The organism is Actinoplanes sp. NPDC049599, from assembly GCF_044465625.1.
GTDB lineage: Bacteria > Actinomycetota > Actinomycetes > Mycobacteriales > Micromonosporaceae > Actinoplanes.
In genome coordinates, this window is the sequence record NZ_JBITLX010000017.1 from 119,305 (window position 1) to 143,720 (window position 24,416).

The 24,416-nt window shown below is 71.8% G+C and carries 25 protein-coding genes; 9 read left to right on the forward strand and 16 right to left on the reverse strand.

Annotated features, from left to right (window positions below):
• Positions 1–73: 73 nt before the first annotated feature.
• Positions 74–292 carry a DUF397 domain-containing protein gene (locus tag ACIBQZ_RS27120; RefSeq protein ID WP_396091599.1) on the reverse strand — a complete coding sequence of 73 codons (219 nt, stop codon included), beginning with the start codon at positions 290–292 and terminating at the stop codon, positions 74–76.
• 10 nt (positions 293–302) lie between these two features.
• On the reverse strand, positions 303–1,130 hold the full coding sequence (locus tag ACIBQZ_RS27125; protein ID WP_396091600.1) for a helix-turn-helix transcriptional regulator: 828 nt from the start codon (positions 1,128–1,130) through the stop codon (positions 303–305).
• Positions 1,131–1,421: 291 nt separating this feature from the next.
• Between ACIBQZ_RS27125 and ACIBQZ_RS27130 the strand changes: the two genes are divergently transcribed.
• A complete protein-coding gene (locus tag ACIBQZ_RS27130; RefSeq protein WP_396091601.1) occupies positions 1,422–1,667 on the forward strand; it encodes a hypothetical protein in 246 nt (81 codons plus the stop codon).
• A 124-nt stretch (positions 1,668–1,791) separates the two neighbouring features.
• The gene (locus ACIBQZ_RS27135) at positions 1,792–2,649 is read left to right on the forward strand and encodes a DUF5753 domain-containing protein (protein ID WP_396091602.1); all 858 of its coding nucleotides are present in this window, start codon (positions 1,792–1,794) and stop codon (positions 2,647–2,649) included.
• 2 nt (positions 2,650–2,651) lie between these two features.
• Here ACIBQZ_RS27135 and ACIBQZ_RS27140 read toward each other — a convergent pair whose 3' ends face one another.
• Positions 2,652–3,515: a S1 family peptidase gene (locus tag ACIBQZ_RS27140; protein ID WP_396091603.1), complete on the reverse strand. Its 864-nt coding sequence runs from the start codon at positions 3,513–3,515 to the stop codon at positions 2,652–2,654.
• A gap of 116 nt (positions 3,516–3,631) precedes the next feature.
• Between ACIBQZ_RS27140 and ACIBQZ_RS27145 the strand changes: the two genes are divergently transcribed.
• Entirely contained in the window at positions 3,632–4,291 is a 660-nt protein-coding gene (locus tag ACIBQZ_RS27145) for a response regulator transcription factor (RefSeq protein ID WP_396091668.1), read from the forward strand.
• Positions 4,288–5,391: an ATP-binding protein gene (locus ACIBQZ_RS27150; protein ID WP_396091604.1), complete on the forward strand. Its 1,104-nt coding sequence runs from the start codon at positions 4,288–4,290 to the stop codon at positions 5,389–5,391. The genes ACIBQZ_RS27145 and ACIBQZ_RS27150 overlap by 4 nt, the downstream gene beginning before the upstream one ends.
• Here the strand turns inward: ACIBQZ_RS27150 and ACIBQZ_RS27155 are convergent.
• The 11 genes from ACIBQZ_RS27155 to hrcA all read right to left on the reverse strand — a co-directional run bounded on the left by ACIBQZ_RS27155 (position 5,382) and on the right by hrcA (position 17,854).
• Positions 5,382–5,933, reverse strand: coding sequence for a hypothetical protein (locus tag ACIBQZ_RS27155; RefSeq protein WP_396091605.1), 552 nt, complete (start codon positions 5,931–5,933; stop codon positions 5,382–5,384). The two genes, ACIBQZ_RS27150 and ACIBQZ_RS27155, sit on opposite strands and share 10 nt — an antisense overlap.
• 74 nt (positions 5,934–6,007) lie before the next feature.
• Positions 6,008–6,541 (reverse strand): hypothetical protein, encoded by a 534-nt coding sequence (locus tag ACIBQZ_RS27160; protein ID WP_396091606.1) that lies wholly within the window; start codon positions 6,539–6,541, stop codon positions 6,008–6,010.
• A 46-nt stretch (positions 6,542–6,587) separates the two neighbouring features.
• Positions 6,588–8,351 (reverse strand): ABC transporter ATP-binding protein, encoded by a 1,764-nt coding sequence (locus tag ACIBQZ_RS27165; RefSeq protein WP_396091607.1) that lies wholly within the window; start codon positions 8,349–8,351, stop codon positions 6,588–6,590.
• Positions 8,348–10,033 carry an ABC transporter ATP-binding protein gene (locus ACIBQZ_RS27170; RefSeq protein WP_396091608.1) on the reverse strand — a complete coding sequence of 562 codons (1,686 nt, stop codon included), beginning with the start codon at positions 10,031–10,033 and terminating at the stop codon, positions 8,348–8,350. The genes ACIBQZ_RS27165 and ACIBQZ_RS27170 overlap by 4 nt, the downstream gene beginning before the upstream one ends.
• Before the next feature lies 1 nt (position 10,034).
• The gene (locus tag ACIBQZ_RS27175) at positions 10,035–10,247 is read right to left on the reverse strand and encodes an MbtH family protein (protein WP_396091609.1); all 213 of its coding nucleotides are present in this window, start codon (positions 10,245–10,247) and stop codon (positions 10,035–10,037) included.
• A 38-nt stretch (positions 10,248–10,285) separates the two neighbouring features.
• A complete protein-coding gene (locus ACIBQZ_RS27180) occupies positions 10,286–11,080 on the reverse strand; it encodes an ABC transporter ATP-binding protein (protein ID WP_396091610.1) in 795 nt (264 codons plus the stop codon).
• Between the two features lie 9 nt (positions 11,081–11,089).
• On the reverse strand, positions 11,090–12,133 hold the full coding sequence (locus ACIBQZ_RS27185; protein ID WP_396091611.1) for a FecCD family ABC transporter permease: 1,044 nt from the start codon (positions 12,131–12,133) through the stop codon (positions 11,090–11,092).
• On the reverse strand, positions 12,130–13,188 hold the full coding sequence (locus tag ACIBQZ_RS27190) for an iron chelate uptake ABC transporter family permease subunit (RefSeq protein WP_396091612.1): 1,059 nt from the start codon (positions 13,186–13,188) through the stop codon (positions 12,130–12,132). Before ACIBQZ_RS27190 ends, ACIBQZ_RS27185 begins: the two co-directional genes overlap by 4 nt.
• A gap of 31 nt (positions 13,189–13,219) precedes the next feature.
• Positions 13,220–13,954, reverse strand: coding sequence for a 16S rRNA (uracil(1498)-N(3))-methyltransferase (locus ACIBQZ_RS27195; protein ID WP_396091613.1), 735 nt, complete (start codon positions 13,952–13,954; stop codon positions 13,220–13,222).
• A gap of 1,685 nt (positions 13,955–15,639) precedes the next feature.
• The gene (gene dnaJ / locus ACIBQZ_RS27200; protein WP_396091614.1) at positions 15,640–16,788 is read right to left on the reverse strand and encodes a molecular chaperone DnaJ; all 1,149 of its coding nucleotides are present in this window, start codon (positions 16,786–16,788) and stop codon (positions 15,640–15,642) included.
• Positions 16,789–16,831: 43 nt separating this feature from the next.
• On the reverse strand, positions 16,832–17,854 hold the full coding sequence (hrcA, locus tag ACIBQZ_RS27205; RefSeq protein ID WP_396091615.1) for a heat-inducible transcriptional repressor HrcA: 1,023 nt from the start codon (positions 17,852–17,854) through the stop codon (positions 16,832–16,834).
• 197 nt (positions 17,855–18,051) lie between these two features.
• On the opposite strand from hrcA, the gene ACIBQZ_RS27210 reads away from it, so the two are divergent.
• On the forward strand, positions 18,052–18,750 hold the full coding sequence (locus ACIBQZ_RS27210; protein WP_396091616.1) for a DUF4870 domain-containing protein: 699 nt from the start codon (positions 18,052–18,054) through the stop codon (positions 18,748–18,750).
• A gap of 41 nt (positions 18,751–18,791) precedes the next feature.
• Here ACIBQZ_RS27210 and hemW read toward each other — a convergent pair whose 3' ends face one another.
• A complete protein-coding gene (gene hemW / locus ACIBQZ_RS27215; protein WP_396091617.1) occupies positions 18,792–20,003 on the reverse strand; it encodes a radical SAM family heme chaperone HemW in 1,212 nt (403 codons plus the stop codon).
• Between the two features lie 36 nt (positions 20,004–20,039).
• On the opposite strand from hemW, the gene ACIBQZ_RS27220 reads away from it, so the two are divergent.
• The 4 genes from ACIBQZ_RS27220 to ACIBQZ_RS27235 all read left to right on the forward strand — a co-directional run bounded on the left by ACIBQZ_RS27220 (position 20,040) and on the right by ACIBQZ_RS27235 (position 24,046).
• Positions 20,040–20,828 (forward strand): enoyl-CoA hydratase-related protein, encoded by a 789-nt coding sequence (locus ACIBQZ_RS27220; RefSeq protein ID WP_396091618.1) that lies wholly within the window; start codon positions 20,040–20,042, stop codon positions 20,826–20,828.
• Between the two features lie 25 nt (positions 20,829–20,853).
• A complete protein-coding gene (locus tag ACIBQZ_RS27225; protein ID WP_396091619.1) occupies positions 20,854–21,714 on the forward strand; it encodes a hypothetical protein in 861 nt (286 codons plus the stop codon).
• A gap of 125 nt (positions 21,715–21,839) precedes the next feature.
• Positions 21,840–23,492, forward strand: a complete 1,653-nt coding sequence (locus ACIBQZ_RS27230; protein ID WP_396091620.1) for a PAS domain S-box protein — start codon at positions 21,840–21,842, stop codon at positions 23,490–23,492.
• 62 nt (positions 23,493–23,554) lie between these two features.
• Positions 23,555–24,046: a pyridoxamine 5'-phosphate oxidase family protein gene (locus ACIBQZ_RS27235; RefSeq protein WP_396091621.1), complete on the forward strand. Its 492-nt coding sequence runs from the start codon at positions 23,555–23,557 to the stop codon at positions 24,044–24,046.
• 94 nt (positions 24,047–24,140) lie between these two features.
• On the opposite strand, the gene ACIBQZ_RS27240 is transcribed toward ACIBQZ_RS27235, so the two are convergent.
• Positions 24,141–24,416 carry a GlsB/YeaQ/YmgE family stress response membrane protein gene (locus tag ACIBQZ_RS27240; RefSeq protein WP_396091622.1) on the reverse strand — a complete coding sequence of 92 codons (276 nt, stop codon included), beginning with the start codon at positions 24,414–24,416 and terminating at the stop codon, positions 24,141–24,143.

Genomic DNA, 24,416 nt, shown 5'->3' on the forward strand with positions numbered 1-24,416 from the left:
ATTAGGTTAGCCTAACCTTCTAGGTGCCTGTTCCCGGCCCAGCGGGCCACGGTGGGCCGGGAACCGCCCGGTCTCATCTCATGTCGACGAGGTCATCGAACTCTCCGCCCTTGATCCCTTCGACGAACGCCTGCCATTCAGAGATCGAATACACAATGGTTTCCGCGTCGGGCCGGCGGGAATGGCGGAACGCGACGGAACCGTCAACGAAAGCAACCTCCACGCAGTCGCCACCACCGCTCCGGGTGGAGATACGCCACGTGCCCTTGTTGCCCGTTGCTGAATGGTCCATGTAAATCTCCCTAATCGCGATGAGCTGTCTGGTCGAGGGCTTGGATACGGCGCCGGATCACGGCGTTCGAGCTCCGCGGCGCGAGGGCCTGCTTCGCCAGCGTTTCGAATGCCGTCCGGCACCGCTTCACGGCGAGGGGATCGGCCTCGAACGTCTGGCCGATCTGGTCCTCGACGTAGGCGAACTCGTCAAGTTCGGCGCCGAACGAGAATAGGCTGAAGCTGCCGTTGAGGCCGGGGTTCGGGCCGACACTGAGCGGCAGGATCTGCACGGTGACGTTCGGCAGCCGGGTGGCTTCCAGCAGGTCGGTGAGCTGCTCACGCATCGCCTCGGCACCGCCGAGGGCGCGCAGCAGCACCGACTCGTCGAGGACGGCGTGAAATTCCAGCGAGCGCGGAGCCAGCAGATTCTTGCGGCGTTCGAGCCGGGCCCGCACCGTTTCCTCGATCTGCTCGTCGCTGAAGTACGGGCGCAACGAACTGACCACCGCCCGGGCGTACAGCTCCGCCTGCAACAGGCCGGGAACCAGCATCGCCTGGAAGGTCGAGACGCTCGTGGCGTCGCCCTCGAACGTGAGGTACTTGGCGGTCCCGGTCTCGAGGTCGTGCCGCGACCAGTCGTTGTTGTCCCCCCGGACCGGCTCGGCCAGCTTCATGAACTCCGCGGTGGTCTGCTGCCCCAGGCCGTAGAAGTGGCACAGGGCCAGGACCTGCGAGGCCACCGGGGGCCGTTCCAACGATTCGAGCCGGCTGATCTGGGTCAGATTGATCCGGCTCGCGGCGGCCAGCTGCGTCGGCGTGAGACCCCGCTCCAGCCGGAGTTGCTTGAGCCTCGCCACCAGGAGCCGGTGCTGCGTCCTGGGTATGTAAGGCGCCCTCGCCATGGTGCGGCCCCCTTACAACATCGGGCGTTGCGGTGTCAAGAGTCCGGACGTTGCCGAGCACCGGCTGACCATAGTGCTTGCCATGCCCCGTGGCAAGTTGCCAAGCCGCATGGCAGGGCGCATTCTGGACTCATCGGACGATGCTACGGCGGTAGGCCCGCGGCGTCACCCGATCAAGTGATCGGGCTCCCGGCGGCAACCGGGAGCCCGACCCACCCGGCCCACCACTGCCCGCGGAGGACCAGCATGGAAAGGGTATTCCTCGCTTCCCTGTTCGCACAGCCAGGCAATGGCGCCACCGTGCTCGATCCGGGCTTTCTGACCGTCCTCGCCGTGATCCTTCTCGTGCTGGGCCTGGCCGCATTGCGCCGCGCCGTCCAGCCGATTCAGGAATTGCTGGTGGCGGCCGCCGCCGCTGGCGCGGCCGTGCTGCTCATGATCGTCGCTCTGCTGATCCTCGGCCTGGCGCTCTCCCGCCACCTCGTGCCGTAAAGGTCATCAGCTCCGTGGCGAGCTGCGCTTTCTCCGCGACGACCCGGCGCATGACATCCATGTAAAACTTGTCTCGACGCAACGACGCGCGAAACTCATCACGGCGCTGCCGAGGGGGCTGAGCATGCCTGACAACCCGGACCCCGCGGCGTCACGCCGCACGCTGCGAAGGGAACTCCGCAGGCTGCGCGAGGCGAGAGGGTGGTCGCACCACGACGCGGGCGCCACCCTCAATTGGGCACCGAACAAGCTCCTGCACATCGAGAACGGGGTCGTCGGCATCGTGCCGACCGACCTCACGACCCTGCTGGACGCCTACGGCGTGCACGACCGCGGCCACGTCGAGCAGCTCTTCCGGCTGGCCGAGACCTCGCGGCACCTTCCGACCGCGGCCTACCAGGCGGTTCCCCCGAGCACGATCAAGTTCTGGAACCTGCGGAGCTCGGCCGTGCGGGTCCGCCAGCTGGAGACGCTGCTGATTCCCGGTCTGCTGCAGACCGAGTCGTACGCGCGCGAGGTCATCCGGGCCTACAGCACGCCCGGCCTGTCCGAGGAGGACATCGAGAGCCGCGTCTCGGCCCGGCTCGACCAGCAGGCCCTGCTCGTGCGGGACGACCGCCCGCACCTCTACTTCCTGATCGACGAGGCGGCCCTGCTCCGCCCCGTCGGCGGTCGCGAGGTGATGCGCCGCCAGCTGGAGCAGCTGAAGCGGCTCGCCGACGTGCCGCGGCTGTCCGTGCAGATGCTCCCGCTGCAGCTGGGTGCCCACTCCGGAATTCGCGGGCCGTTCCAGATCCTCGAGTTCGTGGACGAGGACTTTGTGCTGTACATCGACGACCTGGCCGGCGGCAAGACGACCCGCGACATGGAGCACGAGACCCTCGAGTACCTGTCGGTCTTCTGGGAACTCGAGACCGTCGCCACCCGCCCGGACGACCTGCCCGACGTGATCGACCGCATCGTCGCCGGCCTGGCGGACTAGCGTCATCGACGGCGCAGCCGGATGAGCAGGGCCGGCAGCAACACCGCCGCCAGCGCCGCGAAGACGATCGCGCCGTAGCCGATCCGGTGGTGATCCGGCCCGCCGGTCGTGGCGGCGATCCAGTCGGCGAGGTTGTCGGTGCGGGCGCTGAGGTCCGGACCCCGGTGCGGACATCCCGGCCCGGTGCTGACCACGGCGACCAGCACCGCCGTGCCGTCCCGGCGCTCCCGGAAGTACGGCCCGCCGGAGTCGTGCGGGCACGGGCTGGTGTCCGGCCGCGGCGCTCTGCCGATGGTCTCGATGAGCGAGTCGGTGGCGTGGCCGACGACGAACTGCCCCGTCTGCAGCCGGCGCGGCGGCGCGGACCCGTCATCGGCGGTCAGCCCGTAGCCGGTCAGCCGGACGACCTCGCCGGTCGCGGGCGGCGTGGTGCCGATCCGCACCGGCGTGATGTCGGTGACCGCGGTGTCGAGCTCGGCCAGCGCCACGTCGGCGGTCTCCGCCTGCCGCACGGCGACGACCTCGGCCTGGTGGCCCGCCCGGCTGCGCAGATCCGCGCGCCCGACGGTGGCGACGGTGCGGGCCGCCACCGGCCGGCTCACCCGGCGGCCGTCGGCGGCGCGGAAGCAGTGCCCCGCGGTGATCACCCAGCGGGGTGCGACCAGGGCGCCGGAGCACGAGCTGTCGCGGGTACCGCCGCCGGCGGCGGGCAGCCCGGTCATGGTCAGCAGCACCGAGAACCGGTAGGCGCCGGTCCGGACGTCCTCGCCGTACGCGATGGCGGCGGCCGGCCGGGCGCTCACCGGCGCGACGGCCAGCGCCCCGGCCAGCAGCACGGTGGCGAGGCTTCGACGCAGAGGGCTCATGGCGGGCCATGCTGCGCGGGAGCCCGTCCGGGCGACGTCGGCGCCGTCCTTACGGATCCTTTATCGGTACTGTGCCAGCCTGGCGGGGCGAGCGTGGAGGCGAGGAGGGCGCGACGGTGCGGGTGCTGGTCGCGGACGACGAGCGGGTGCTGGCCGACATGGTGGCCGAGGGGCTGCGGCGGTTGTCCATGGCCGTCGACGTGGTCTACGACGGCGACACCGCCTGGGAGAAGCTGAGCGTCAACCGCTACGACGTGGCCGTGCTCGACCGGGACATGCCCGGCAGCACCGGCGACGAGGTGTGCCGGCAGATCACCGCCGCCGGGCTCGGCACCCGGGTGCTGCTGCTGACCGCCGCCGCCGGGATCCGCGACCGCGTCGAGGGGCTCGGCCTCGGCGCCGACGACTACCTGACCAAGCCGTTCGCGTTCGCCGAGCTGGTCGCGCGCCTGCAGGCGCTGTCCCGGCGTTCGACGCCGGCGCTGCCCCCGGTGCTGGAACAGGCCGGCATCGTGCTGGACGTGACCCGGCACACCGCCGCCCGCGACGGGCTGGCGCTGTCGCTCTCGCCGAAGGAGTACGCGGTCCTGCACGTGCTGATGCGCGCCGACGGCCGCGTGACCAGCGCCGAGGACCTGCTGGAACAGGCGTGGGACGAGCACGCCGACCCGTTCACCAACACCGTCCGCACCACGGTCATGACCCTGCGGCGCAAGCTGGGCGACCCGCCGGTGATCCACACCGTGCCCCGGGTCGGCTACCGGCTCGGGCCATGAGCACACCCTCGCCGGCCCGGCGGATTCTCCTGCTCTGCGCGATCCTGCTCGTCGCGGCGCAGGTGGCACCCACCCTCGCCGGCTATCTGCTCACGCTGTGGCGGGAGCTCGGGCCGTCCTGGTGCCACGTGGAGATGCTGCGGGCGCCGGGCGCCGACGCCTCGTCCCTCTGCGTCCAGATCTATCGGCGCCCCAGCATCGTGACCGTCCTCACCCTGACACCGGTGCTCCTGGCCTTCCTGGCGGTGTGTCCGTTCGCCGTACGGTGGTGCCTGCGCCCGGTCCGGGACCTGGTCCCGGTGATCGCGAACGTCGGCCCGCAGAACCTGGGCCACCGGCTGCGGCCCGGCGCCGGCGGGGACGAGCTGGCCCTGCTCGGCCGCACGATCGACGACATGATGGACCGCATCGCGGTGGGCTACGAGGCCCAGCGCCGGTTCGCCGCCGACGCCTCGCACGAGCTGCGCACGCCGCTCGCGGTCCAGCGCACGCTGATCGAGGTCGGCCTGGCCGGCGCCCGCACCGAGGACCAGCTCGCGCTGCTCACCGCCCAGCTGCTGGAGACCAACGAACGCAACGAACGGCTGATCGAGGGCCTGCTGGTGCTCGCCGAGAGCGACCGCGGCCTGCTGGCGCGCACCCCGCTGCGGCTCGACCACATCGTCGCGGAGGTGCTCGACGCCCACCGCGCCCGGGCCACCGAGGCCGGGATCACCATCACCAGCACCCTGCGCCCGCGCCTCGTCCTGGGCGAGCGGGTGCTGCTGGAACGCCTGGTCAGCAACCTGGTGCAGAACGCGGTGCGGTACAACCGGCCGGACGGCACGATCGACGTGCGGGTCGACGCCGACCCCGCCCTGATCGTCACGAACACCGGCGACGACGTGCCGCCCGACGCGGTGCCGGCCCTCTTCGAGCCGTTCCGCCGGCTCTCCGGCGCCCGCATCCACCACGGCGGCGGCGCCGGGCTGGGCCTGGCGATCACGCGCTCGATCACCCGCGCGCACGACGGTTTCATCGCGGCGTCCTCCACCGGCCACGACGGCCTGCGGGTCCAGGTCTCGCTGCCCGATGCCGAAGGGGCGTACGGTCATCCCTGACTGTCGGTAGCGGACACCATCAGATCGACTGTCGGGTCCGGTCCCGGCTCGGGCGGCAGGCCCCGGTGCTCGACCGAGCCGTCGATGAGGCCCACCATCAGCGACACCAGGCCACCCTCGTGTTCCCACCAGTCGCCGTTCGAGGTGTGGACGACGGCCGGCCACCGGTCGGGGTCCGGGCCGTCCAGGCGCCAGAAGAAGAGGTCGCCCTCGTTGGATTCGCCCCAGGGGAACAGCCCACCCGGGTGGGGATGGAACGTGTAGTTCTCCGTCATGTCGCGCTCGGCCAGGCGGGCCATCATCCCGAGTGTCTCGAACGCTCCCCGGAGGTAACCACTCTCGTCACCCGGTTCGGGCACCACGATCATCATGAAGTCGTCGTACGACAGCGCCGGATAATGATCCACGTACTCGCGGTAGTCCGCCGGGAACGTGATCCCCAGGTCGGTCCGCAGCACCTGCCAGTCGACGGGCCGCGCGGTTGCCGACCGATGAGGCAGCAGCGCCGGCGCGACACGCTCCAGGTCACCCAGCGTCAGCATCCGATGCCCAACTCCTGACCGGCGAGAATGTGCGTTCGATTGTAGGTGGACGAGGCAGGGTCCGGTCCGCCGGTTCAGAGCTGGTGCAGCCAGGCGACGAAGAACAGCACCGCGGGCAACGGCGCCGTCAGCGACACCGGCAGCACCCAGCGGGCGGGCCGCCGACCGGCGAGCAATCCCGACAGCCGGTCGTGCACGGCGGCGAGGCCGGCCAGTAGCAGCAACGCCACCACCGCTATCGGCAGGCCGATCAGGAAGTGCGCCGCCCACGCACCGGCCCGGCTCGGCCCGCCCCACGAGTGGTCGTACGGCCCGGGGTCCACCAGGCCGTAGCAGACCCCGCGGACCACGAACGCCAGGATCAGGCCGAGCGGAATCAGCGCGGTGAGCCCGAGCAGCACGGTCAGCAGGGCGTGGCCGGCCACCACCAACGGCCCCGGCGGCGGCACCGGAGCCGGGGCGGTGCCGCCGAGCAGCCCGGACCGTAGCCGCGACCACCAGCGGACGGCGACCGGCGACCGGCCGGCAAACACCGCGAGCAGCGACCCGAGCGCCAGCGGCAGCAGCGCGACACAGTAGACGGCACGTTTCCCGAGGGCGATGACCATGCGTCCACGCTCGTCCGGACCGCCCGCCGCGACCACCGGGCCACCCCTACTCCGCCGGTACGGTCACCCGCCCCTGGTCCGCGCCGCGGGTCGCCCAGGCCGACCAGAGCTGCGCGTACCGGCCCCCCGCGGCGACCAGGTCCGCGTGCGGTCCGGACTCCACGATCTCGCCGTGCTCCAGCACGATGATCCGGTCGGCGGCCGCCGCCTGGGTGAGCCGGTGCGCCACGATCAGCACCGTCCGTCCCCGGGTCGCCGCCGCCGCGGCCTCCTCCAGCGCCCGCGCCCCCGCGCTGCCGGCCTCGGCCGTCGCCTCGTCCAGCACGGCCACCGGCGGGTCCAGCAGCACCAGCCGGGCCAGCGCCAGCTGCTGCGCCTGCGCGGCCGTCAGCTCATGGCTGCCGTCGCCGACCAGCGTGTCCAGGCCCTCGGGCAGCGCCAGCGCCCAGTCCAGCGCGCCCACGGTCGCCAGCGCCGCGGTGACCTCGTCGAGGCTCGCGCCCGGCCGGGCCAGCCGCAGGTCCTCGATCAGCGGGCCGGCGAAGACGTGCGTCTCCTGGCTGATGATCGTCACGGTCCCGGCCGGCAGCTCCGGCACCGGCACCCCGCCGACCCGCGCCACCCCGTCGTCGGGTCGCAGCACACCGGCGGCGATGGAGGCCACCGTGGTCTTGCCCGCGCCGGTGGAGCCGACCAGCGCCACCCGCTCCCCCGGCGCCAGCCGCAGGCTCACCCCGCGCAGCACCGGCGTCCGGCCGTCGTAGCTGAACCGGACGTCGTCCAGGGTCAGCGCCGCGTCCGCCGGCGGCCGGCCCGCGCCGCGCTGTTCCACCGTCATCGTCTCGACCCCGACCAGCCGGGACAGGCTCGCGCCGGCCGCCTGGATCTCGTCGAAGGTGAACAGCAGCGTCGACACCGGGTTGAACAGCCGGTGGAACAGCAGCGCCGCCGCCGAGGCCTGCCCGACGGTCACCGATCCGTCGCGGACCAGCCAGAAGCCCGCCACCAGGATGGCCGCCAGCCCGAAGAACTCGGCCCGGTTGATCCGGCCGACGAAGCGGGTGAAGAGCGTGAACACGCCGACGTCGAGGTCGCGCGCCTTGGCCGACGCCGCGTCGATGTCCGCCAGGTGCCGCTGCTCCAGCCGGTACGCGTGCACCGTCCGCAGCCCCTGCATGCTCTCCACGAGCAGCTGCGACCGCTCGGCGACGGCCCGGCGCTCGGCGGCGTAGCGGGGCGCCGAGCGGGGCAGGTACCAGCGCAGCGCGACCACGTAGAACGGCACCGCCACGGCGCCGGCCAGCCCGAGCCGCCAGTCGATCCCGGCCATCGCCACCAGGCTCAGCACGCCCAGCAGCAGCGCCGAGATGACGTTCGGCAGCACGTCGGAGACGGCCTTGCCGATCGCGGCGATGTCCGCGCCGACCCGGGACAGCAGGTCGCCGCGGCCGGCCCGGTCCAGCACCAGGGCGGGCAGCCGCAGGGCGGTGGCGACGGTGCTCTCCCGCAGGTCGGCGAGCATCCGGGCGCCGAGCCGGCCGATCAGGTACGCGGACAGCCCGGTCGCGCCCCCGCCGACCAGCGCGGCGGCGACGATGACGACGGAGATCAACACGATGGCACCCGGGCCGGCGCCGTCGCGGACCCGATCGACCAGCATGCCGAGGGCGTACACGGGAACGATCGACGCCGCGGCGGCGAGCACGCCGGCCAGCAGCGTCCCGGCGACCTCGGCCCGGCGGCCCCGCAGCTCGGCCCGCAACCAGGCGCGGGTCTGCCGGGTGGTCGCGATGGGCAGGATCTCACTCATCGCAGCACCAACTGCCGGTAGATCTCGTCGCTCGCACCCAGCGTCTCGTGTGCTCCCTCGGCCGTGACCACGCCGTCGCCGAGCACGACGATCCGGTCGGTGGCGGCGAGCAGCGCGGGGCTGCTGGTGATGACGATGGTGGCGAAGCCGGCGTCCGGGCCGTGCCGCAACGCGCGGATGCCCTGCGCGATGGCGTGCTCGGTGACCGCGTCGACGGCGGTGGTCGGGTCGTGCAGCACCAGCACCGGCGGCCGGGCGAGCAGCGCGCGGGCCAGCGCGATCCGCTGGCGCTGGCCGCCGGAGAGGCTGGCGCCGCGCTCGGCGACCAGCGCGTCCAGCCGGTCCGGCTGGGTGTCGAGCACCTCGTCGGCGGCGGACGCGCGCAGCACCTCGGCCGGGATGCCGGCGTCGGCGTGCACCGCGACGTTGGCGGCGATGGTGCCGGTGAACAGGTCGGTGTGGTGCGGCTCGACCAGCAGCAGCCGGCGCGCGTGCGCGCGCTCGACCTGCTCCAGCGGCGCGCCGCCGAGCAGCACGCTGCCCTGGTAGCCGGCGGGCACGCTGAGCAGCCGCACCAGCGCTTCCGCGTCGCCCGGTCGGCGGGCCACCACGCCGACGAACTCACCGGGCCGCACGTGCAGGTCGAGCCCGTCGAGCGGGCCGTGCCGCACGCCGGACAGCCGCAGGTCACACGGGTGCTCGGCGGGCCGGTCGGCGCCCTCGGGCAGCACCAGCCCGGCGTCGGTGACCAGCGCGACCCGGTCCGCGGACGCCCGCGCCTCGGCGATCCAGCTGGGCACCACGGCGAGCGTGCCGAACGGCTCGATGAGGAACTGGGCCAGCCCGATAACCGTGATGAACTGGCCGACGGTGATCCGGCCGGTCAGCGCGAACCAGCCGGCCATGATCGCGATGCCGCAGGCCAGCAGGGTGCTCAGGATCGTGGAGGCGGCCAGGTAGCCGCCCTGGGTGCGGGCGGCGCGCACGGTGGCCGCCAGCGAGCGGCGGCTGACCACCCGGTAGCGCTCGGCCGCCGCGTCCTGCGCGCCGATGCCCCGCATCGGCCGCAGCCCGGTGACCAGGTCGGTGGCGAGCGAGGTGGCCCGGCCGGCCTGCTCCTGCTGGTCGGCGACCCGCCTGGTGATCAGCGGCGAGCTGATCTGCAGCAGCACCAGCACCAGCGGGGTGGCGATCAGGACCACCAGGCCCAACGGTACGGAGATCAGCAGCAACGCCACCGCGCTGATCACCGTGGCGACCACCGCACCGGCGATCCGCGGGATGTAGTCCAGCAGGTACGAGGTGTTGTCGGCGTCGCTGGTGGACACCGTCAGCAGGTCACCGGCCCGCAGCTCGGTACGCACCCCGCGCGGGTGCAGGATCTTCGCCGACACCTCGAGGCGCAGCTGGTGCCCCTCGGCGGCGATGGCCTTCATGAGCTGCCGCGCCCCGAACCGGTACGCCGTGGTCAGCAGCGTGAACTGCACGGCCAGCACGCCCACCCAGAGCAGCAGCTGGCCCAGGTCGCCGGGGGTGACCGCGCGGTCGATGACCACCCCGATCAGGATCGGCACGAACGTCTCGCAGACCTGGTGCACCGCGATCAGGGCGGTGCCGGTCCACAGCCGTTTGGCGTTGCGGGTGGCGGTGCGCAGCAGGATGCGGGAGCCCGGAGAGCTCAACTCACTGGGCCATGCTGTCGCGCAGCGACTTCGGCCGCAGGTCGGTCCAGTTGGCGTCCACGTAGTCGACGGCCTCCTGCCGCGACGCCGGGCCGAACACGCTGCGCCAGCCCGCCGGGACCTCCTTGAAGGACGGCCAGAGCGAGTGCTGCTCCTCGTCGTTCACCAGGACGTGGAAGGTGCCGTTCTCGTCGTCGAACGGGTTGCTGGACACGACGTCTCCCCACAGGTCTGCCGAAAAGTAAGGACAGCCTAACCTATGCGCTGGCTCACCTTCGAGCGTGGGATCACCAGCGGGGTGCCGGTCTCCGGGTCCTCGATGATCCGGCAGCCCAGCGCGAAGACGTCCTCGACCAGCCCGGCCGTCAGGACCTCCCGCGGGTCGCCCTGCGCCACGATCGCGCCGGCCTTCATCACGACCAGGTGGTCGGCGTACCGGGCGGCCTGGTTGAGGTCGTGCAGCACCGCGACCATCGTCGTGCCCTGCTCCCGGTTGAGCCGCACGCACAGCTCCAGCAGCTCGATCTGGTGCGCGATGTCGAGGAACGTGGTCGGCTCGTCCAGCAGCACGATCGGGGTCTGCTGGGCGAGCACCATGGCCACCCAGACCCGCTGCCGCTGCCCGCCGGAGAGGGTGTCGACCAGCTCACCGGAGAGCTCGGTCACCCCGGTGGCGGCCATCGCCGCGAGCACCGCGGCCTCGTCGGTGGCCGACCACTGCCGGATCAGCCGCTGGTGCGGGAACCGGCCGCGCGCGACCAGCTCGGCGGCGGTGATGCCGTCCGGCGCGATCGACGACTGCGGCAGCAGCCCGAGCCGGCGGGCCACCTCCCGGGCCGGCCGCGAGTGGATGTCCCGGCCGTCCAGCAGCACCTCGCCGGCGCCGGGCCTGAGCAGCCGGGCCAGCGCGCGCAGCAGGGTGGACTTGCCGCAGGCGTTGGGCCCGATGATCGCGGTGAACCGGCCGTCCGGCACCACCAGGTCGAGGTGCTCGCTGATGACCTTCTTGTCGTAGCCGACGGTGATGTCACGGGCGGCGAGGCTCATCCGGGCTCCCTAACGTCGCGCCTGGCGGACCAGCAGCCAGACGAAATAGATGCCGCCCACCGACACGGTCACGACGCCGACCGGCAGCTGGGTCGGCGCGAACGCCCGCTGGGCGAGCAGGTCGCTGATCATGAGCAGGCAGGCGCCCATCGCCGCCGACGGGATCAGCGCGATCCCGGGGGTGCGGGTGAGCCGCTGGGCGAGCTGCGGTGCGGCCAGCGCGACGAAGGAGATCGGCCCGGCGGCCGCTGTCGCGACCGCGGTCAGGGCCACCCCGATGATCAGGTACGCGAGCCGGGTCGCTTCCACCCGTACGCCGAGAGCCGCCGCCGCGTCCTCACCCAGCTCGAGCATCGCCAGGCGGGGGCCGTACCCAAGGAGAAGCAGGCAGAGGACCGCCACCGTGACCGCCACCGGGGTGACCTGGGCCCAGCCGAGCCCGTTGAGGCTGCCCTGCCCCCAGAGCATGGCGGCGAACGCCGCCTGCAGGTCCACCTTGATGATGAACCACTGGTTGACCGAGGCGAGCATGGCGCTGACCGCGATGCCCACGATGATCAGCCGGAAGCCCTGCACGCCGCGCTTGACGGCGAGCAGGTAGACGGCGAGCGCGGTGGCCAGCCCGCCGGCCAGCGCCCCGGCCGCGACCAGGTAGTAGCCGTTGCCGGCGAGCACCGTCACCAGCAGCACCCCGGTGTACGCGCCGGTGCTGAACCCGATCACGTCCGGGCTGCCCAGCGGGTTGCGGGTCAGCGCCTGGAAGACCGCGCCGGCCAGCCCCAGCGCGACCCCGATGATCAGCGCGAGCAGCACCCGCGGCAGCCGCCACTCGACGACCACCAGCCGGGCGGCCCGGGTGCCCTCCCCGGCCAGCGCCCGCAGCACCTCGGCGGGCGTGAGGGTGAACTCGCCCGTACCCAGGGCCAGCACCCCGGCGGCGAGCGCGGCCAGCACCAGCACGCCGCAGACCAGCGCGGGCCGCACCGCCAGCCGCCCGGACACGCTCCGATGCGGACGGACCACCACGACCTTGCGGCCGAAGTCGACGCTCACAGGCCGCTCACCCGGGCCCGGCGGACCCACCAGATGAGCACCGGCGCCCCGAGGAACGCGGTGACCACGCCGACCCGCAGCTCGCCCGGCCGCACCACGAGCCGCCCGACGATGTCGGCCAGCAGCAGCAGGACCGGACCGCACACCACGGTGTAGCCGAAGATCCAGCGCTGGTCCGGCCCGACGATCCAGCGCACCACGTGCGGCACCATCAGCCCGACGAACCCGATCGGCCCGACCGCGGCGGTGGCCGCGCCGGCCAGCAGCATGACCGAGACGGTGGCCAGCACCCGGGTCCGCCCGATCCGGGCGCCGAGGGTACGGGCAAGATCGTCACCGAGCGCAACGGCGTTCAGTGACCGCGCCACGACCAGCGCCAGCAGCGTGCCCGCCAGCACAAACGGCAGGATCGTGGTCGCCACCTCCAGCGGCCGCCCGGCCAGCGACCCGATGTCCCAGAACCGCAGGTAGTCGAAGGCCCGCGGCCGGACCAGCCGGATGCCACCGGAGATGCCGTCCATGACCGCACCGAGCGCGACCCCGGCGAGCGTCAGCCGGATCGGCGTGGCGCCACCCCGCCCGGCGGACCCGAGCAGATAGACCAGGGTGAGCGCGAACGCGACGCCGGCGAACCCGAACCACAGGTACTGCCCGAGGCTGGTGAGCCCGAGCACCCCGACCGCGAAGACCACGAACAGCCCGGCGCCGGCGTTGATGCCGAGGATCTGGGAGTCGGCGAGCGGGTTGCGGGTGACCGCCTGGATGACCGCACCGGACAGTCCGAACGCGACCCCGGCGAGCAACCCGAGCACCGTACGCGGCACCCGCAGGTCCCGCACGATCGACTGCTCGTCGGTGTCGGCGTAGTGGAAGAACGCGTCCCAGACCACACCCGGGGCGATGGTCCGGGTGCCGAGCGCGATGCTGAGCAGGCACACCAGCACCAGCGCACCGAGGCAGATCAGCAGGCCGACGCCCCGCCGGGCCTGACTCGCGGCAACCCCGGCGGCGGGCGCCACGGGCCGTACCGGCGCAGGCGTCCGCGTCAGAACCATGCCCGAAGCTTAGGCTAACCTTCCTAACCCGTCACCATCGCTCCAGCCGCACCGACAGCAGGGCAAGCGCCGCCATGCCGGCGGTGGAGGTCCGCAACACCGAATCCCCGAGCCGCATCGGCTGCGCCCCGGCCGCCACGAACGACCCGAGCTCCTGATCGCTGATCCCACCCTCGGGCCCGACCACCAGCACGATGTCACCCCCGTCGGGCAACTTCGCCCGGCTGAGCCGATCAGTGGCCTCCTCATGCAGCACAAACGCCGCCGCGGCCCCGGACAGCAGCCCGGCAACCTTCTTGGTGGAAACATCGGGACTGCCGCCGACAACGGGAAGCCAGGACCGCCGGGCCTGCTTGGCGGCCTCCCGGGCGGTGCTCACCCACTTCTCCCGCGCCTTGACCCCCCGATCCCCCCGCCACTGCGCAACGGAACGGGAAGCGGCCCACGGCACGATCTCGTCCACACCGATCTCGGTCATCGCCTGCACGGCAAGCTCACCCCGGTCACCCTTGGCAATGCCCTGCACCACCACAAGCCGAGGATCGGGCGCGGCAGCGAACTCCCGCCCGAGCACATCAACATCAACACTGCCCCGCCCCACGGCGGTCACCTCGGCGACGGCGGTGCCACCCCGCCCATCGGAAAGCAAAAGATCCTCCCCGACCTTGAGGCGCTGCACAGTGGCGGCATGGTGCCCCTCGGCACCAGCAAGCGTGAACCGCTTACCACCGGGCAACTCGTCAACAAGGAAAAGAGGCGCAGACACCCACCCACGCTACCGAACCAAGAGATCACCTGTCCCCACCACAACACGCCCCCCACCCCAACCAGCAGCACCCCACCGAAAAGAAGCACTCCCCCAAGACCGCCGGACCGCCGGACCTCCGGACCTCCGCACCGCCGCACCGCCGCACCGCCGCACCGCCGCACCGCCGCACCGCCGCACCGCCGCACCGCCGCACCGCAAGGCCACCGCACCGCAAGGCCACCCGCCGCCGCACCCCAAGGCCGCCGCGCCCCAAGGCCGACCACCACACAAGGCCCACCGCGATGCAGGCTGGCTGTCCTGCGGCCCGACCGCGGCGCGGAGCCCGCCGTTGTGCGCAGCCTGCGCGCGGCAACCGCGGCGATCCTGCATGCCGATGCCCAACGCGCGCCCTCCGACAGCGGCAGAAAGCCCACCCCGCATCACACCCGGCATTGGCAGATCTTGGAGCGCCACGGCTCCGCTAAAGAGTCTTTTGCATGGCTATTGTGATGATCGATCGCCATCCCCGGACGGGCGACACGCTTCTGCCGCGCCGAAACGGCCGCGCCAAGCATTGCCGTAGGCCTGCCCACCGCCGAACCCGCAGCACCGGCCCACATATTGAGCAGGATTCTCACACCGCAGAACCCCTAAGGGAACAAAGGGCGTAAAAGTCACGAAGCAGGCAGCGAATTGTCGATCTTGTGGACTTAAGGTTCGGAGCTCACACCACATCAACAAGATCTAAATCTTGCGCGTCGGTAGCGGTCGGCGCGCGGCCCACGTCACTCCGGCGAGCTATTGCCATCGCCCGATACACCAACCACGCAAAAGACTCTAAATCGAGTTAGCTATCCAAGATCTACTGGAGCACAGCACTGAGAACAACCCGGCGACCATTCGTCCACGCCATGCCACCCCGAAATCCAGAGAGAACGAGCTCAGCCACCCCAAGACCTCAACGGAGCGGCACCCACCCCGGTGCAACTGCCAGGAGGCGGCACCCGAGCGAGACGAGTCCAGGCGAGACGGGCCCAATCGGGAGCCTGAGCGGGACGGAACAAACCTCAGCAAGGGAGCATATCAACTCAAATCAATAGAAAACTGAACGTAACGCCGGCCGAGCCCCAGCTCAGCCACGACGCAACGCCGCCCGCCGTGCCGCGCCGCGGGCGCGATCCAAGATCGACCACAACCCAACGCAGCCCCGACGCCAGGCGAGACCCAGGATCGACCACAACCCAACGCAGCCGCGACGCCAGGCGAGACCCAGGATCGGCCATGACACGACACCGCGCATGACCCAAGGCCAACCATGACCAACGCCAACCGCACCAAGACGCCGGCCGTGCCCCAAGGTCAGCCGTGCCCCAAGGTCAGCCGTGCCCCAAGGTCAGCCGTGGCGCGACGTCAACCGTGGGCACGACGTCAACCGTGGCACGACGGCTGCGGTGGTGCGCAGCCCGCGATGCAGCCGCAGCGACGATCCCGCATGCCCGATCCCCGAATCCGGCCTCGGCCAGCAGCACCAAGCCGGCCCACAACGGGCTTGGGGGCGGGGATGACCCACGCAGGGACCAAGCCTGACAGAGATGCCCCCAAGCCCACCATGCAACCACCAGGCAGCAGATAGAACATGCAACCAGCCGGCAATCGGCGGGAGCGACGGTCAGCACCATGCAACCAGGCACGACATCCAGGTTTTAATGCCCGTTGAACGCATCCCGCATCCGCGAGAAGAACCCGCCCTGCTTGCTCAGCTCCGCGATGTCCTCGCCCCGTGTCTTGGCGAAGTCGCGCAGCATCCGTTCCTGATCCGGCGTCAGCTTGGTCGGCGTCTTCACGTCCAGGTGGACGAAGAGCTCGCCGCGGCCCTGGCCGCGCAGGTGGGGCACGCCCTTGCCGCGGATGCGCAGCGTCGAGGCCGGCTGGGTGCCCGGTTTGACCTCGATGTTCTCCTCGCTGTCCAGCGTCTTGATGGTCAGCCTGGTGCCCAGCGCTGCCGCCGTCATCGGCAGGGTGACCCGGCAGTGCAGGTCGTCGCCCTTGCGGGAGTAGACGTCGTGGGGGCGTTCGTGGATTTCCACGTAGAGGTCGCCGGCTGTGCCGCCGCCCGGGCCCACTTCGCCCTGCTGGGCCAGGCGGATGCGCATGCCGTCCTCGACGCCGGCCGGGATCTTCACGGTCAGCGAGCGGCGGGTGCGGATCCGGCCGTCGCCGGCGCAGGTCGGGCAGGGTTGCGGGATGACCGTGCCGTGGCCCTGGCAGACCTGGCACGGGCGGGACGAGACGACCTGGCCGAGGAAGGTGCGCTGGACCGACTGGACCTCGCCGCGGCCGCCGCAGGTTTCGCAGGTGGCCAGGTGGGTGCCGGGCGCCGTGCCCGCGCCGGAGCACTGGGTGCAGAGCACCGCCGTGTCGACCGTGATCGGGGCTTCCACGCCGAACGCCGTTTCCACCAGGTCGAGTTCGAGGCGCAGGATCGCGTCGGCGCCGGGACGGGTGCGGGGGCGCGGGCCGCGGGAGCCGCCGCCCGCCGCCGTGCCGAAGAACGCGTCCATGATGTCCTGGAAACCGACGAACGGGCCGGCGCCGCCGGGGCCGCCCGGACCGCCCGGGCCACCGCCGCCGCCCGGGGCCAGCGGGTCGCCGCCGAGGTCGACGATCTGCCGCTTCTGGTCGTCCGAGAGCACCTCGTACGCGGCGTTGATGTCCTTGAACTTCTCGTGCGCCTCGGGGTCGGGGTTGACGTCCGGGTGGTATTGACGGGCCAGCTTGCGGTAAGCGCGCTTGATCTCGTCGTCGGTGGCTTCCCGGCTGATGCCGAGAATTCCGTAATAGTCCTTGGCCACAGGGTTTCGAGTCCTCATGTCTGCCCAGCGCTGAGCGGTTCCGTCAGTTTTGTGCCAGCAAATCGCCAACGTAGCGTGCCACGGCACGCACCGTCGCGATGGTGCCGGGGTAATCCATCCGGGTCGGCCCGAGCACGCCGAGCCCACCAACGATCGTCGTGCCTGGTCCGTAACCCGAACTGACCACGGACGCCGCCCGCAGGTTGTCGATTTCGTTCTCGTCGCCGATCCGGACCCGGGTGGTGCTCGGCTCCACCTCGCCGATGAGCTTGAGCAGGATGACCTCCTCCTCCAGCGCTTCCAGGACCGGGCGCAGCGAACCCTGGAAGTCCAGCACGCCGCCGCGGGTGAGGTTTGCCGTGCCCGCCAGGGCGAGGCGTTCCTCACTGCGCTCGACCAGTGTCTCGAGCAGCACCGAGGCGATGCACGCCATCGTGATGCGTTTCTCCGGGGCGCACTCGTCGACCAGGGTCTGCACCAGCGGCGGGGTGTCGGCCAGCTTCTCGCCGGTGAGCTTGGTGTTGATCTTGCGGCGCATGTCGAGCACGTCGTCGGTCGCGGTCGGCCCGGGCAGCTCCACCAGGCGCTGCTCGACCCGGCCGGTGTCGGCGATCATCACCAGCATCAGGCGGGTGGTGGAGATCGGCACCAGCTCGAGATGGCGCACCGAGGAGCGGGCGAGGCTGGGATACTGCACGACGGCCACCTGGCGGGTGAGCTGGGCGAGCAGCCGCACCGTGCGGTGCACCACGTCGTCCAGGTCGACCGCGCCGGCCAGGAAGCGCTCGATGGCGCGGCGCTCGGCCGGGCTCAGCGCCTTGACCCGGGAGAGCCGGTCGACGAAGAGCCGGTAGCCGGCGTCGGTGGGCACCCGGCCGGCGCTGGTGTGCGGCTGGCGGATGTAGCCTTCCTCCTCCAGCACCGCCATGTCGTTGCGCACGGTGGCCGGGGAGACCCCGAGCTGGTGCCGCTCGACCAGGGCCTTGCTGCCCACCGGCTCCTGGGTCGCCACATAGTCCTCGACGATGGCGCGGAGCACTTCCAGCTTGCGGTCGTCAAGACTCATGTCGACCCTCCTCCCGGCTCCTGGCAACTCCGCATACTTCCTGGCACTCCGCAAAGTCGAGTGCCAGTCTACGTCGCCCGCGCCCGCCGCGCGATGATCAGCCGACAGGGCCTCCGGCACTTAGCCGAGTGTCTATTCTCCGACCTCACCCGGGTGTTGCCCTCGCCACGTTCGACGCGCGGTCCTACCGTGTGCGCATGACTGAACCGCCGCGTCCGCCCGGTGAGGGGAACCCCTCGGACCCCACCGCGCCGCTCAACCCATATTCGGGTAACGATCCGACCTCCGGATCCGCCCCGCCGCCGCCGGCCTACGGCTCCCCGCAGCCGCCGACCTACGGCAGCCCTCCCCCCGCCTACGGCTCGCCGCCGCCCACCTCGGCTCCGCCCGGTGGCTACGGCCCGCCGCCGACCTCGGGTGCGCCCGGCGGCTACGGCCCGCCGCCGTCCTCGGGCGCCGGCGGTTACGGCCCGCCGCCCGGTGGCACCCCCTACGGTCCTCCCGGCGCCTACGGCCAGCAGCCCGGCGGTTACCCGCCCGGCGGCTACGCCCCCGGCAACGACGACAAGACCTGGATCCTGGTGGCCCACTTCGGTGGCGCGGCCGGCGCGTTCCTCGGTGGCGGCTGCTCCGGCTGGATCGCGCCGCTGGTGGCGCTGCTGGCCAAGGGCAACCAGTCCCCGGTGGTGCGGGCCGAGGCGGTCAAGGCGCTGAACTTCCAGATCCTCTGGTCGATCATCGCGATCGTCGGCTGGGTGCTCACCTGCATCATCATCGGCTTCTTCGTCGGCATCGCCGCCTGGGCGATCGCCACGATCATCGGCATCATCGCCGGGGTCAAGGCGAACAACAACGAGCCGTACAACTACCCGATGACGGTCTCGCTCATCAAGTAGCGCTCCCGGTGGCGCCGGGCTCCGGCCCGGCGCCACCGGCGTCACGGCAGCAGGTCGCGGATCACCGCGTCGGCCAGCAACCGGCCGCGCAGGGTGAGGACCACCCGGCCGGCCTCGTACGCGGCCGGGTCCAGCAGGCCGTCGGCCAGCGCCCGGGCGGCGCCGGTCAGGCCGGGCGCGTCGAGCGTGTGCAGCGGCAGGCCGTCGCGCAGGCGTACGCGCAGCATCACGTCCTCGACGTGCCGGTCGGTGTCGGTGAGCAGCTCCCGGCCCAGTCCCGGGGACACGCCGTCGGCCACCCTTTTCGCGTACGCGGTGGGGTGCTTGACGTTCCACCAGCGCACCCCGCCGACGTGGCTGTGCGCGCCCGGCCCGAGGCCCCACCAGTCGCCGCCGGTCCAATACAGCAGGTTGTGCCGGCAGCGGGCGTCCGGCGTCGTCGCCCAGTTCGACACCTCGTACCAGGAGAAACCCGCACCGCCGAGGGTCTGCTCGGCGGCCAGGTAGCGGTCGGCCGCCACGTCGTCCTCCGGGTACGGCAGCTCGCCCCGCCGCATCCGCGCGGCCATCCGGGTGCCGTCCTCGACGATGAGCGAGTACGCGCTGACGTGGTCCACCCCGGCCGCCACCACGGCCCGCAGCGACGCGTCGAAGTCCTCGGCGGTCTCCCCCGGCGTCCCGTAGATCAGATCCAGGTTGACGTGTGCGAAGCCGGCCTCCCGCGCCTCGATCGCGGCCTGCGGCGCCCGGCCCGCGGTGTGCCGGCGGTCCAGGATCCGCAGCACGGCCGGGGCGGCGGACTGCATGCCCAGCGAGATCCGGGTGAAGCCGGCCTGCCGCAGCGCGCGCAGCGAGGCCGGGGTGACCGACTCCGGGTTGGCCTCGGTGGTGATCTCCGCGCCGGCCGCCAGGCCCCAGGTCTGGTTGATGCCCTCGAGGATCCGGCCCAGGTCGGCGGGGTCCAGCAGGGTCGGGGTGCCGCCGCCGACGAAGACCGTGTCGACCGGCGCGCCGGTGACCGAGGCAGCCAGCTTCAGCTCGGCCAGCACCGCGTCCGCGTAGCCCTCGCGGCTGGCGCCACCGCCCAGCTCGCTCGCCGTGTACGTGTTGAAGTCGCAGTACCCGCACCGGCTCGCGCAGAACGGGACGTGCACGTAGACCCCGAAGCCGCGTTTGCCGACGTCGCGCAGGGCACTGTCGGGCAGCGAGCCGTCACTCGGTACGGGCTCACCGTCGGGCAGGGGACCAGGCATCCGTCAAGTGTGCACGGCCCCGGTTAGGGTTCCGGCATGGAGTTGGTCCGTACCGTCACCGCCGCCGGGGTGACCACCGTGACGCTGGACAGCCCGGCGAACCGTAATGCGCTTTCCGCCCAGCTCATGCGCGAGCTGCTGGAGGGGCTGAGCGCCGCCGTCACCGACCCGGCCGTCCGGGCGGTGGTGATCTCGCACACCGGCCCGGTCTTCTGCTCCGGCGCCGATCTCAAGGAGACCGCCGCCGCGCGCGTGACCGGGCGCATCCCGGCCGAGCTGCTGGCCGACGTGCTCGCCGCGATCTGGGAGTTCCCGAAGCCGGTGCTCGCCCGGATCGCCGGGCCGGCCCGGGCGGGCGGGCTCGGCCTGATCGCGGCCGCCGACCTCGCGGTCTGCACCCGGGAGGCCACGTTCGCGTTCTCCGAGGTGCGCCTCGGCGTGATCCCGGCGGTGATCAGCGCGACGGTGCTGCCGCGGCTGGCACCCCGGGCCGCCGCCGAGCTGTATCTCACCGGCGACGTGTTCGACGGGGTCCGCGCCGCCGAGATCGGCCTGGTCACCCGGGCCGTGCCGGCCGACGAGCTGGATGCGGCCGTCACCGCGTACACGGATTCGCTGGTCCGGGGTGGTCCGCTGGCGCTGGCCGGCACCAAGCAGCTGCTGCGCCGCAGGCCGGCCGAGTCCGTCCGGGCCGACCTGGCCGAGCTGTCCGAGCGCTCGGCCGGCTACTTCCGGTCGGCCGAGGGCCGCGAGGGTGTCACCGCCTTCCGGGAGAAGCGGCCGGCCTCCTGGGTGCCGGTCCCGCAGGAGACCGGCGCGCATTGATTACGCTTGTCACCTGACGGAGGGAGTGTGCGTGCGGAGAAAGCCGATCGTGGTGGTGGCTCTGCTCGCGCTCCTCGGCGTCTTCGGGGTGGTCGTGGTCGTCAACTCCGTCGGCGGAAAGATCCAACTCCCGCAGCTCGGGCCGGAGTGCATCGTGCGCGCGGACGGCGAGGTCGCCCTCGACCTCGTGCAGATGGCGAACGCCGCCACGATCACCGCGGTCGGCATGCGGCGCAAGATGCCCGAGCGGGCCGTGGTCGTCGCGCTGGCGACCGCGTTCCAGGAATCCAAGCTGGAAAATCTGGACACCGGGGACCGGGACTCGGTCGGGCTGTTCCAGCAGCGCCCCAGCCAGGGCTGGGGCACCCCGGAGAAGATCCAGGATCCGAGGTACGCGGCGAGCAAGTTCTACTCGGCCCTCAAGAAGGTCAAGGGCTGGCAGAAGATGCGGGTCACCGACGCCGCGCAGAAGGTGCAGCGGTCGGCCTACCCCAACGCGTACGAGAAGTGGGCCGACGAGTCCACGGTGCTCGCCAAGGCCCTCACCGGCCGGGCCACCGGCGCGGTCGAGTGCACGATCAACGGCGAGCCGGCGCTGCGCGGTGCGGCCGCGGCCGCGGCGCTGGCCGAGGGCATGCGGCTCGACTGGGGCAAGGGCCTGGGCGCCGTCGACGAGTCGCAGCCCGGCGGCCTGTCGCTCGCGGTCAAGAACGTCAACATCGGCTGGCGGTACGCCCACTGGCTCGTCTCGCACGCCAGCAGCACGGGAGTGCAACGGGTCCGGTTCGCCGACCGGGAGTGGAGCGCACCCGACGGGAAGTGGCAGCCGGTAACCGGCGCCCAGGGCGCGGGCAACGCCACCGTCGTCGCCGAGGTCTTCCGCTGAGCGGACCGGCCTTCACATTCACGTTTATTCACGTGCCACGGTGTCACGTTCACCATGTTCCCAGGTCATAGCGCTGCGTATATGTTCACATGGACAGACAGCGACCAGGCTGGTACTAGTTAGTCGTGCTCCACGCCATCGAGTTGATCCATCTGGGAGCCTTCAGCGTCGCCGCCATCATCATCGGGGTATGCCGGCACAAGCCCGCCCGGGTCGGGCCCTGGCTGCTCCTGGCCGCCTCCGTCGCCGCGGTGACCATCGGTGACGTCTTCCACGCGCTCAACCACGACTCGGCGGCGGACATCGCCTACCTGGCCATGTTCGCGCTGGTGGCGCTGGCCCTGCTGCAGCTGACCCGGGTGGGCGCGCTGCTGATGGACCGGGCCCGGCTGATCGACCTGGTGGCGTTCGCCAGCGCGGTGCTGCTGGTGATCTGGGTCTTCCTCATCGGCGGCAGCGGCAGCCTCGGCAAGATCTCCCCGGAGGACATGCTCGGCGCCCTGCTGCTGGTCGGCATCTGCGCCCGGCTGGTCGCGGCGTCCTGGTTCAACTGGTCGGCGGTGCTGCTCGGCATCGGCGCCCTGGGCTGCCTGGTCAGCGACATCGCCTACCCGCTCGCCCCGAGCAGGTGGTCGGAGGCGGGCTTCACCCTCCTCTACGTGGTCTGGGGAGCCGCCGGGCTGCACCCCTCGATGGCCCGCCTGACCGCGCCGCTGCCGGCCCGGCCGAAACCGTGGCAGGGACGTTGGGCGACGCTGCTGGGCCTGTCCGTGGCCACGCCCCCGCTGGTGCTGCTCATCGAGGCGCTGCAGGGCCCGGTCCGCGACGGGGTGGTCATCGCGGTGGCCGGCGCGCTGACGGTGGTGCTGGCCTTCACCAGGCTGGCCGACTCCGTGGCGCAGAACAGCCAGGCGCTCGTCCGCGAACGGGCGCTCCGCGAGGCCAGCGCGGCGCTGGTCGCGGCGGCCGACGACGCGGCGGTCGACGAGGCGGTCCGGTCCGCGGTGGCCCAGCTGCTGCCCCCGCACGACGTGCAGCGCGTCGTCTTCGCCACCGACGACCGCCAGCTCACCCTGCAGGCCCTGCCCGCGGCCGCGACCAACCCCCGCCCGCGCAGCTGGTGGCTGGACGAGCAGGCCAAGCCCGGCACGGCCGCGACGGACGGCACGCTGGTCTGTCCGCTGTGGCTGGAGCCGCTCGCGGTGGCCCGCCCGAACGGCGGCGCGCTGGTGCTCGCCGGCCGCCGGGACATGCTCACGATCAGCCGCGACGCCCTGGAGGTGCTGGCCGGCCAGGCGGCGCTGGCCCTGGACCGGATCTCCCTGGTGGAGGCGGTCGGCCGCCGCGACAGCGACCTGTACCTGCGCGCGGTGATCCGGAACACCGCGGACATCATGCTGGTGATCGACGACGACCAGCAGATCCGGTACGCGAGCCCGGCCCTGCACGAGCTCATCGGCCAGCAGGAGCTGGCGCCGTTCACCACGCTGCAGGACCTGGCCCACCCGGACGACCGTGGCCAGATCCGCCGGGCCCTGCGCGACGAGGGCGACGGGGTGCTCTACTGCGCCCTGCAACGCGCGGACGAGACCCAGGTGATGGTCGAGGTGACCTACCGCGACCTGCGCGAGGACCGTCTGGTCCAGGGGTACGTGGTGACGATGAAGAACGTCACGGAGTCGCCCGATCAGGCGCAGCAGGCGCCGTTCCTGGAGAACGTGGACGAGCTGCCGGCCTGGGTGAACCGCCGCAGCGCGCAGCACAAGTTCCGTTACTGACCTGTCGAGAACCCCCGGTCGGCTCCGTCCCCCTCCTGACGCCCACAGCGAAGGAGCTGACCATGGACCGCCAGGACATCGCCGGGATACTGGCCGAGCCGATCTCACAGGAGCTGCTGAGCTCGTCGATCCCGGCCCGGCTGGCCTACGTCGGCATCGACGGAGCGCCGCGGGCGATCCCGATCGGATTCTGGTGGACGGGTGAGCAACTGCTCCTGGCCACCGTGCCGGCCGCGGCGAAGGTACGCGCGCTGCGCCAGAACCCCCGGGTGGCCCTCACCATCGACACCCAGGACGCGTGGCCCCCGCGGGTCCTGCTGATCCGCGGCACGGCCCGGGTCGACCTGGTGGACGGGGTGCCGGACTTCTACATCGAGGCGTCCCGGAAGGCGGTCCCGGCCGAGCACTTCGCCGACTGGGAGCAGGGGGTGCGGGCCCTGTACGAGCAGATGGTCCGCATCACGGTCGAGCCGGACTGGGCGAAGCTGCTGGATTTCGAGACCACCCTCCCCAAGGCCGTCGAGGACCTGGTGCGGGCACATCAGCTGGGGTAGCCGCCATTTCGGAAATGACAGCCGGATATGCGGAAACGCCGGGCCCGAGGGCCCGGCGTTCCGGTATTTCAGATCAGCTTCAGCTGACGGTGGTTCAGCGGGTCACGCCGCGACGGCCGCCGATGCCCACAACCAGCGCCACACCAACGGCGGCGAGCAGAACCTGGAACAGCAGCTCGATCCAGTCGATACCACCGGTCGAGTCCACGCCGAAGGCGCGGGCCAGAACCGTGCCCAGCAGGGCAGCCACAACACCGATGACCATGGTCAGCCAGATCGGGATGTTCTGCTTGCCGGGTACGACCAGGCGACCCAGGGCGCCGATGATCAGGCCGACGATGAGAGCGGTGATGATGCCGGTGACGGTCAT

Coding starts and splice junctions, on each gene's coding strand:
- ACIBQZ_RS27220 (WP_396091618.1), top strand. CDS start 20,040: ATGGAGTTGGTCCGTACCGTCACCGCCGCCGGGGTGACCACCGTGACG.
- ACIBQZ_RS27240 (WP_396091622.1), bottom strand. CDS start 24,416: ATGACCGTCACCGGCATCATCACCGCTCTCATCGTCGGCCTGATCATC.
- ACIBQZ_RS27135 (WP_396091602.1), top strand. CDS start 1,792: ATGCCTGACAACCCGGACCCCGCGGCGTCACGCCGCACGCTGCGAAGG.
- ACIBQZ_RS27160 (WP_396091606.1), bottom strand. CDS start 6,541: ATGGTCATCGCCCTCGGGAAACGTGCCGTCTACTGTGTCGCGCTGCTG.
- hemW (WP_396091617.1), bottom strand. CDS start 20,003: ATGCCTGGTCCCCTGCCCGACGGTGAGCCCGTACCGAGTGACGGCTCG.
- ACIBQZ_RS27155 (WP_396091605.1), bottom strand. CDS start 5,933: ATGCTGACGCTGGGTGACCTGGAGCGTGTCGCGCCGGCGCTGCTGCCT.
- ACIBQZ_RS27235 (WP_396091621.1), top strand. CDS start 23,555: ATGGACCGCCAGGACATCGCCGGGATACTGGCCGAGCCGATCTCACAG.
- ACIBQZ_RS27120 (WP_396091599.1), bottom strand. CDS start 292: ATGGACCATTCAGCAACGGGCAACAAGGGCACGTGGCGTATCTCCACC.
- ACIBQZ_RS27165 (WP_396091607.1), bottom strand. CDS start 8,351: ATGAGTGAGATCCTGCCCATCGCGACCACCCGGCAGACCCGCGCCTGG.
- ACIBQZ_RS27140 (WP_396091603.1), bottom strand. CDS start 3,515: ATGAGCCCTCTGCGTCGAAGCCTCGCCACCGTGCTGCTGGCCGGGGCG.
- ACIBQZ_RS27130 (WP_396091601.1), top strand. CDS start 1,422: ATGGAAAGGGTATTCCTCGCTTCCCTGTTCGCACAGCCAGGCAATGGC.
- ACIBQZ_RS27150 (WP_396091604.1), top strand. CDS start 4,288: ATGAGCACACCCTCGCCGGCCCGGCGGATTCTCCTGCTCTGCGCGATC.
- ACIBQZ_RS27190 (WP_396091612.1), bottom strand. CDS start 13,188: ATGGTTCTGACGCGGACGCCTGCGCCGGTACGGCCCGTGGCGCCCGCC.
- hrcA (WP_396091615.1), bottom strand. CDS start 17,854: ATGAGTCTTGACGACCGCAAGCTGGAAGTGCTCCGCGCCATCGTCGAG.
- ACIBQZ_RS27210 (WP_396091616.1), top strand. CDS start 18,052: ATGACTGAACCGCCGCGTCCGCCCGGTGAGGGGAACCCCTCGGACCCC.
- ACIBQZ_RS27180 (WP_396091610.1), bottom strand. CDS start 11,080: ATGAGCCTCGCCGCCCGTGACATCACCGTCGGCTACGACAAGAAGGTC.